General features: G+C 41.9%; 7 protein-coding genes and 1 tRNA gene. 1 reads left to right on the top strand and 7 read right to left on the bottom strand.

Translation table 11 applies throughout. The features are described 5' to 3' along the window. Positions 1-174: 174 nt before the first annotated feature. From Q4486_RS08175 to ectA, 4 genes are all read right to left on the bottom strand, one after another. The gene (locus tag Q4486_RS08175; RefSeq protein ID WP_303519036.1) at positions 175-1,608 is read right to left on the bottom strand and encodes an aspartate kinase; all 1,434 of its coding nucleotides are present in this window, start codon (positions 1,606-1,608) and stop codon (positions 175-177) included. Positions 1,609-1,982: 374 nt separating this feature from the next. Then, complete coding sequence (locus tag Q4486_RS08180) at positions 1,983-2,375, bottom strand: ectoine synthase (RefSeq protein ID WP_303417258.1); 393 nt, start codon at positions 2,373-2,375, stop codon at positions 1,983-1,985. Between the two features lie 15 nt (positions 2,376-2,390). Further along, entirely contained in the window at positions 2,391-3,701 is a 1,311-nt protein-coding gene (gene ectB / locus Q4486_RS08185; RefSeq protein ID WP_303417256.1) for a diaminobutyrate--2-oxoglutarate transaminase, read from the bottom strand. Positions 3,702-3,750: 49 nt separating this feature from the next. Beyond that, the gene (gene ectA, locus Q4486_RS08190) at positions 3,751-4,254 is read right to left on the bottom strand and encodes a diaminobutyrate acetyltransferase (protein WP_303417254.1); all 504 of its coding nucleotides are present in this window, start codon (positions 4,252-4,254) and stop codon (positions 3,751-3,753) included. A 227-nt stretch (positions 4,255-4,481) separates the two neighbouring features. Here ectA and Q4486_RS08195 point away from each other — a divergent pair, with 227 nt between their 5' ends. Further along, the gene (locus tag Q4486_RS08195) at positions 4,482-4,961 is read left to right on the top strand and encodes a MarR family winged helix-turn-helix transcriptional regulator (RefSeq protein WP_303417252.1); all 480 of its coding nucleotides are present in this window, start codon (positions 4,482-4,484) and stop codon (positions 4,959-4,961) included. A gap of 233 nt (positions 4,962-5,194) precedes the next feature. Here Q4486_RS08195 and nhaA read toward each other — a convergent pair whose 3' ends face one another. The 3 genes from nhaA to Q4486_RS08210 form a co-directional block, all read right to left on the bottom strand. After that, entirely contained in the window at positions 5,195-6,595 is a 1,401-nt protein-coding gene (nhaA, locus tag Q4486_RS08200) for a Na+/H+ antiporter NhaA (RefSeq protein WP_303417251.1), read from the bottom strand. A 661-nt stretch (positions 6,596-7,256) separates the two neighbouring features. Further along, the gene (locus tag Q4486_RS08205; protein WP_303519037.1) at positions 7,257-7,931 is read right to left on the bottom strand and encodes a glutathione S-transferase family protein; all 675 of its coding nucleotides are present in this window, start codon (positions 7,929-7,931) and stop codon (positions 7,257-7,259) included. Between the two features lie 367 nt (positions 7,932-8,298). Continuing rightward, positions 8,299-8,374, bottom strand: a tRNA-Phe gene (locus tag Q4486_RS08210). Positions 8,375-8,510: the final 136 nt, after the last annotated feature.

Raw genomic sequence — 8,510 nt, forward strand, 5'->3', positions numbered from 1 at the left:
CCTGAGTTGGTTTTTAGTCATATGCCGCCGTTCGCCACCTATATGCAGAAAAGGTGATGCTTTTTGCATTGGTGGTTAGACTGGGGTACCTATTTGAGCGCTGCTCTTAGCCACACTGACATAGAGATACCCCAGCGTCTACGCCGCTGATCACTTTACTGTTCTTTTTAGAGATTAAACGGCAATTTTACGGATAACGTCGCCGTGATTTTCCTCTTCAATTAGGGCGACATGAAGTGCTTTTATCCCCTTCTCATAGTCGCTTTGTTCCACTACGCACTGCATCTCTACTTGCCTAACGGATTGATGGAGGGCCAGAATGTTTATATCTGCGTTTGATAACGCCGAGATCGTTTTTGCCAGAATACCTTTTACTTTTATATCTGAGCCAACTGCAGAGATGATAGCGATCTTGTGCATGCTCACTTCTGCTGAAGGGTACTGTTGTTCAATTAATCTCATAACGCGATTAATTTTTTTCCGTGTGCTTACGGCATAAAAAGTAATGCTATTGGCATCGGCATCTTTATTGACGATAGATATTTTTAACTCTTTCATCAGTTTTGAGATATAAATATCGTAGTCTGGGCTACCTAGCATCTCTTGGTCGAAAATTTCGATGCCGACTGCATCGTTGCGTCCTGTAATGATCTCTACGCAAGGGCGAGGATTACAGTAATTGTTGTCAATAACCGTGCCTAAGTGTTCAGGCTCGAAAGTGTTTTTAATACGAATGGGAATACCGGACTTGCGAATCTCTCGTGCGGCTCTAGGGTGGATTGCTTCCATCCCTAAATTTGAGAGTTGGTCGGCAACGTCAAAATTAGTCATGCCTATAGTGACGACATTATCTTCGCCTACTAATTTAGGGTCAGCGCTGCTTAAGTGAAACTCTTTATGAATAACCGCTTCGCGGGCATTGGTTAAAGCCGCTATTTTTGCGAAGGTCATCTCACTGTAACCGCGATCAAAGGTTCGCATCAGCTGTTCTTCGCAATGGGTATAGCCGGTTACAATTAATAGCTCTTTGCTTGGGTCTAATGGCTGCATGTGATGTTTTATCATCTCATCAACAGGCAGGGACTGTTCTTGCTTCCAGCCAGTTAGATCGACAAACCGCGCAGGAAGTCCATTCTGTTGGAGTAGTTTAACGGTATTATAAGCACTGTGAGCTTCGCCGATAGAGGCAAGCATTTCACGTATAGTGGATAAGTGTTCTTCCAGTTGGAAATGACCATAGGAGCATAAGTTATGCAGGTTTTTCATACAGCGTTCGGTATCGGCTATGCGCCCAGAAATAAAGGTGTTAGCAGTGCTGAGATCATCTCCGGTAAACATACGCTCATTGATTTCTAACAGCTTTGTTTTTACTTTAGCAAGCTGGTCGATCCATGCGTCTTCTTTTTCGGCTTCAGCAAAGCAGCTATATACCCCAGCGTCACCTGTCTTTTTATGTTCGAGTAACAGGTCTGTAACACCGCTATAAGCGGAGACAACAAATATGCGGTTAAATAGGCTGCCATTTTTTTTGCGTAACAAAATATTATTTAATACTTCTGTAAAACGGCTCATTGAAGTGCCGCCAATTTTTTCTACTGTATGTGTCATTGTGTTTCCCTAAGGTGTTTATCCTTCTTTCTTTTGTTAGATGATCTGGTTATCTTTTTGGGCAAAACCGTTGCTCTATGGTTTTTCACTGAAAAGCGGATCTAACATCGTGCGGTTAATAGCTGCGACGGCTTAAATCTTGATGAACCTTTGATGGGGCCGCCGCATGTATTTTTAAGACAGAAAAGAATAGTAAAGTCTCTCTTTAGCAGAGACTGGCTCTGATCAAGAGAGGTTTGCAAATCACCTAATGAAGAGCCCTATCAGGTATGTCACTCATCTAAATGAATTAAATATTTGCAATGTAATTCATTTAGATAAGTCATTATGTATTTCGTTGTGGGCGTGGTGATTCCATTTTATCCTGTTTAAGATTAGCTTTCGTCGATCGGATAAACGCCATTCTCATCATGAACTTCCAGCCCTGTTAAAGGCGGGTTAAATACGCAAGCGAGTTTTAATTCTGTATGTGCTCGCAGCATGTGTTCATCATTTTTGTCTAGCACGTAAATAGTACCAGGCTTAATAGAGTGAATCGCTGCGTCTTCTAGCGTCTCTACTTCACCTTCTCCGCTAATACAGTAAACAGACTCCAAATGGTTTTGATACCAAATGTGGGTCTCTGTGCCCGCGTAGATAGTGGTGATATGGAAGGAAAAACCCATATTATCTTCTTTAAGCAATAGTCGAGTGCTTTCCCAGTGTTTGTCTGGGGATACTACGCGTCGTGCGCTCTGTTCTGCTTCTTTCAGTGTTCTAACGATCATTCTTGGTATCCTTAATTAGCCGACTTCGTGATAAACGTCGTCAAAGTAACAATTATCTTCTGGCATTTCTGACTCAATGGCACAAACTGCTTTAACTGCACTCTCAACGATATCTATGCCTCGTTTGAGGTTTTCGTCACTGATAGTTAATGGGCAAAGAAACTTGATGACTTGGTCATCTGCGCCGCTGGTTTCAATCATTACACCCTGCTGGAAGGCGATACGTGTGATTTTACTAGCCAGTTCACCATTTACACAGTTGATTCCTTGGAACATACCGCGACCACGGGTACTGAAGTTCCCTTCACCATATTCTGCAACAATGCTGTTTAGGCGTTGTGATATATAGTTGCCTTTACGTTTAACGCTGTCGGCAAATGTGTTGTCCGACCAATAATGATCGATGGCTGCTTTAGCAGTGACGAAGGCAAAGTTATTACCACGGAATGTACCGTTATGTTCGCCTGGCTTCCATAGGTCAATTTCAGGACGAATAAGTACAACAGCAAAAGGTAAACCATAACCACTAAGTGATTTTGATAAAGTAACAATATCAGGCTTAATGCCAGCTTCTTCAAAGCTGAAGTAGCTACCCGTACGCCCACATCCTGCCTGAATGTCATCAACAATCAGAAGGATCTCATGTTTTTTACAGACAGCAGATAGGTTGCGTAACCAGTCGAAACTTGCAGCGTTGATACCACCTTCGCCTTGAACTGTTTCTACAATAACCGCTGCAGGCGTATCAATACCGCTACTAGAGTCCATTAATAGTTTTTCTAAATAGGCGGTAGTATCAATGTTTTCGCCAAGGTAACCATCGTAAGGTACGCGGCTCACACCATTTAAACTTACGCCGGCAGCACCACGGTGGTGTGAATTGCCTGTCGCAGCTAAGGCGCCTAGGCTTACACCATGGAAGCCATTAGTGAAGGCGATAATATTTTCTCTGCCTGTGATATTACGAGCTAGTTTTAAAGCGGCTTCGACCGCATTGGTACCTGTAGGCCCAGTGAACTGCACAACGTAATCTAAATCCCTAGGCTTTAATATTTTTTCATTAAAGGTTTCTAGGAACTCGCCCTTAGCTTTAGTGTGTAGATCTAAGCCGTGTGTAATTCCGTCACTTTCAATATAGGCAAGGAGCTTTTCTTTAAATAGATCGTTGTTATGACCGTAATTTAAGGTTCCAGCACCGGCTAAAAAATCTAGATACTCAGTACCGTCTTCTGAGTAAAGGTACTCGCCTTTTGCGCGGTTAAATACACGCGGGAATGAACGCGCATATGACTGAACTTCTGATTCGATCTCATCGAAAATTTTCATTATGTAAATCTCTTAATTAACTTTTTGTCACACTCTGCAACGCTGTTTTTTAAGCGGTACGAGGATCAAATGATTTTGCGGGGCCTGCTAGGTAAAGCACTTCATCTTCATGATCTTTATCTAAGTGCACACCACTTTTGAATAAGGTCTTACTGTCAACGTCCATTAGATGGTCGTTAAAGAAGCGTTCAAATAGCTGTTTAGAAGCAGAGTTACTCGGTGAGATTGTTGTCTCTAGGTAACGAATGCCAGGATCGCGACTAAATAATTGGGCGAGCATTTTTTGTGCAATGCCTTTGCCTCTGAACTCTTTATCTAATGCGACCTGCCAGATGAATAAGGTTTCTGGACGATTTTGAGGAATATATCCAGAAATAAATCCGACAATCTTATTGCTAGATGTTTCAGCAATAATGGAAGTATTTGAAAAGTCCCTGCACTGGATCAAATTACAATAAAGGGAATTCTGATCTAGAGGAGGGCAGCGCTTTATAAGTTGATGTACATCCTGTCCATCAGCTATCTGGGGTTTTCTGTATGTAATATTATCCATAGTATTTAAATATATTAGCCTTGCTAATGTTTAGTAATACTATACATTTTAAAGCATTTTTTCAAGAGATATTCAATCATATCTTAGCTTTTTGCTGATTTTGTGTGGTTTTAGGCGGGTTTTTATGAATTATATGTTTAGTTTTACTAAGTAAATTTTCTTGTATATGGTTTTTATATACTTTTGATAGTACTATTTTTGCAAAATTTGATAGGTGTTTTGGGTAGATGGAAAAGAGCCAAGAGGCGTTAGTTTTATTGCGTCAAATTATTAGAGTGACTGATATGCAGGAAAAAGAGATTAGCCGCAGTACAGGGCTAACACTTCCGCAATTAATGGTTATGCAAACTCTACGTCAGATGTCGCCTATAACTACAGGTGAATTGGCAAAGGAGATCTCTCTTACTCAAGCAACGGTTACGAGTATCTTGGATCGTTTAGAGAAAAAGGGCCTTGTCTCCCGTGAGCGAGGGGTGGAGGATAAGCGCAAAGTTTGGATTAATTTAACCGAACAAGGTTTAGATTTAATGAAGGGCGCGCCAACCACTCAGCAAGATATTTTTTCCCGCCGTTTTGATGATATGCAAAATTGGGAACAATCGATGGTGGTAGCTGCGCTAGAACGAGTGGCTTTTATGCTAGATGCTCAACACCTTGATGCTGCACCTGTGCTTGGAATAGGTCAGCTTGATAGGGGAATGAACTAACTGTTACGCCCTCTGTCGTTTAGATTGGGGCTGTTAGCCTCAATCTATCCAGTCTACAATCCATTTTACTGCTTCTGTGATCCCCATCGTTTTTTAAGCATGGATTATAGTCGTGTCTGCTGTTCTATAGCTTTTATACTGCTAAAACAGGTCACTTATGTGGCGCAAAAAAATAAGCCCCGAAGATCAGGTTATGACCTTCGGGGCTAACTTATAGGATAGCCAAACAGTTGTTAGGCAGCTGGCGTTGGAGCCTTTTCTTCCACAGGGGGCGTTTTCTTTTTCGTTGTAAGGTATAACCAGATAAAGCCGGTTATACCAGCGGAAAGTGACGCGAATAGGATGCCTGTTTTAGCCATTAAAAGGTCTGCTGGGTAGTCGGCAAAACCTAATTCTGCAATAAATATCGACATTGTGAAGCCAATCCCTCCCATAAATGCGACACCAATAATGTGATGCATATTGAGGCCTTTAGGGAGGTTGCAGACGCCGAGTTTGACAGCAACCCACGTGAAACCGGCTATACCGATTAATTTACCTGCAACTAAACCTGCACCTATACCCATTGCGACGGGGTGGACGACGATTCCGCCAATATTTGACCAATCAATGGGTACACCCGCATTGGCTAAGGCGAAGATAGGAATGACAAGATAAGCGGAGGGTAGATGGAGTTTACTCTCTAATATTTGGGCTGGCGCTTGAACAAGGTTTACACCATTACCTAATGCGCGTACCCGAGAGCGAAGCGCATCATTAACGATGATATTTTCATCTTTTTTATAGGTATCTTTGATGTTTTGGACGCTCTCAATAATTAAAGATAAAAAGCGTTTGGGGTCGTATTTAGGTTTCATGGGAATGGTGAAGGCGAGAATAACGCCAGCAAGGGTCGCGTGAATACCGCTTTTAAGCATGGCGATCCAGAGGAACGTGCCTATCAGCAAGTAGGGCGAGAGTCGTCGCACCCCAGCAAGGTTCAGAGAGATTAGCGCGAATACAAAGAAGGCGACCAGTGCTAATGCCGTCATATTCAGGGCTTCTGTATAAAAGATGGCAATAACGATAACCGCACCAAGGTCATCGACAATCGCTAAGGCCACCAGAAACATAAGTAAGCTTTGTGGAACGCGTTTACCTAATAAAGCTAATGCACCTAAGGCAAAGGCGATATCAGTCGCCATCGGAATGCCCCAGCCGTCGCTTGTATGGCCCGTTGGGTTGATCGCTACATATATTAGTGCAGGAACTAGCATCCCCCCCACCGCGGCGATAATAGGTAATAATGCTTGTTTTACATTGGCCAGTTCACCGACCAGTAGTTCTCGTTTTAATTCCAAGCCTACGACGAGGAAGAAGATAGCCATTAGGCCATCATTGATCCAGTGGTGAAGCGATTTAGAGAGTTGGAAGTTTTCTAACCCGATGGTTAAGTAGGTTTGGAATAAGTGATGATAAGTTTCAGCAAAATGGCTATTGGCAAGAATCAACGCAATAACGGCGCAGAGCATCAATAACACACCACTGGTGGTCTGTCGGTGGATAAACTCTTCTAATGGGGATAAAACCTTATCAAAAGCTCGCTCCCAAGGAGCAACATATTCTTTTCCCAAAAGTCGACGTTTCTGTTTCATCTTACTCTCCCGCTTAATAACCATATTGATATTAAGCCCTTCATCGTTATCGTTCGTTGATAGGGTTAATATTCAAGTCGTATAACACTCATAATACTGTAATTGCTATTTATAACTACAGATCTACATAGCGAATTCTTATTTAAGATACTGTGTTCTTGGATAAATAAATACAAATGAAAAAACAAAACTAAGCTGTGTAGATTAAAGCCTGAAGTGTTTCATAACTTATGCAGATCAGTTTAGACTAATTTTGATAATTCTTCTTCAAAAATAGAGAGTTACCTATTGCTCTCTTAAGGGTAAATCTATACTCCACAGCTTATGATGAAAATACTTAACGGCGATATTTTTTTGTCTGTATTTGTCATTAATTTCGATTTGTTTTTTTGCAATGATAGTTGATGGATATGCCGGTGCATTTTTGCGAACAGCCAATCGGCTTTTGGTGGGCGTTGTTATACGGCAATGGCCGTTATTAAGGGTGAAAAGATAGTTTAACTAAAGGTAAATCGGAGGTTGAACTGTTATGTCAGGAAATAGAAATTAAAAAATAACTCAATGTATTTAAAGAGGTTTTTAGATGAAGGGTTGTTTTGTGACGTGAGCGCGCTGGAAGGGGCTTGCCCGCAAGCCCCTGTCGATCTTTTAGGTTGGCACTTTATGCATCGTAATTTTGTGGATAAAGAGCTTTCAGTGCTTCATCATCCATCTCTGATTTAAACGCAATATCTTTATTGATTGCTCTTGCTTGGGCAACAGCGGGACGGCTGTTAATTGCATTGAACCAACGATTAAGGTTGGGGTACTGCTCTAACGCACCGTCACCTAACACAGGTATGAATCTATCAATCCAGCCCCATGCGGCTATATCAACGATGGTGTAGCTATCCCCTACGATAAACTCAGAATTTTCTAATTGTTTGTCGATTACTTGGTAATGACGCTCTGCTTCGCGGCGGTAACGGTTGATCGCATAAGGTATCTCTTCGGGCGCAGCTTTTTGAAAATGCACCGCTTGTCCAGAGTAAGGTCCTAGGCCAGAAGCGATAAACATTAACCAAGAGAGTATTTGACCTCTTTCTTCCGGCTTACCTAAAAATGTATTCGTTTTTTCGGCCAAATAGAGAAGGATAGCATTGGAGTCAAAAACGACGGTGCCGTTATCATCAATAGCAGGAAGCTTGCCGTTAGGGTTAATCGCTGTGAACGCTGGAGTATGCTGCTCACCTTTAAGTGTATCAACAGCTACCAGTTGATATTCTAAACCTGATTCAGCAAGGAATAGTGCGACTTTCATTGGGTTTGGTGTTGGATGGAAATAAAATTTCAACATTAGTGCGTCCTTAGGTCATGGCGTTAATTGCGCTGCATTTTATTTTGAACGGTTGTTCATTTTTATAGCCTAGTCTCTCTTGAATGATTGTTCAATATCAAAGTGGTTAATACTTTAATTTAATATGTGCTATACGGCTAATATAGAGAAATATGCTGTGCGCGAAGTAAGGTTACTGTTTTGGGGAAAGAGCTTACATACTAGGTTATGCGTAAAATTTAAAATGTACTGCTATGTGTTTTGGTAGGATCAGGCCACATTTAGTAGTAAAGAAGGGTGACAGATGAAGCGGGTTGGTTTACACGTTTTTAACAGATATAGAATAGGTGAGTGAGCTGAAAATAAGTGCTAAAGGTGTTTAAGGAAGTGGTGCCCAGAGACGGAATCGAACCGCCGACACGAGGATTTTCAATCCTCTGCTCTACCGACTGAGCTATCTGGGCATGATGAGTCGATCCAGAGACAAAAAAGGCCTGCGATTTTATATGCAAGCCTTCTATGTAAGTGGTGCCCAGAGACGGAATCGAACCGCCGACACGAGGATTTTCAATCCTCTGCTCTACCGACTGAGCTATCTGG

Origin of the sequence: Neptuniibacter sp. 2_MG-2023, from assembly GCF_030547495.1 — a bacterium.
GTDB lineage: Bacteria > Pseudomonadota > Gammaproteobacteria > Pseudomonadales > Balneatricaceae > Neptuniibacter.

What these genes read in the sequence shown, in the direction of transcription:
- Q4486_RS08205 (WP_303519037.1), bottom strand. Translation starts at nt 7,931, where the DNA reads ATGTTGAAATTTTATTTCCATCCAACACCAAACCCAATGAAAGTCGCA.
- Q4486_RS08180 (WP_303417258.1), bottom strand. Translation starts at nt 2,375, where the DNA reads ATGATCGTTAGAACACTGAAAGAAGCAGAACAGAGCGCACGACGCGTA.
- ectB (WP_303417256.1), bottom strand. Translation starts at nt 3,701, where the DNA reads ATGAAAATTTTCGATGAGATCGAATCAGAAGTTCAGTCATATGCGCGT.
- ectA (WP_303417254.1), bottom strand. Translation starts at nt 4,254, where the DNA reads ATGGATAATATTACATACAGAAAACCCCAGATAGCTGATGGACAGGAT.
- Q4486_RS08195 (WP_303417252.1), top strand. Translation starts at nt 4,482, where the DNA reads ATGGAAAAGAGCCAAGAGGCGTTAGTTTTATTGCGTCAAATTATTAGA.
- nhaA (WP_303417251.1), bottom strand. Translation starts at nt 6,595, where the DNA reads ATGAAACAGAAACGTCGACTTTTGGGAAAAGAATATGTTGCTCCTTGG.
- Q4486_RS08175 (WP_303519036.1), bottom strand. Translation starts at nt 1,608, where the DNA reads ATGACACATACAGTAGAAAAAATTGGCGGCACTTCAATGAGCCGTTTT.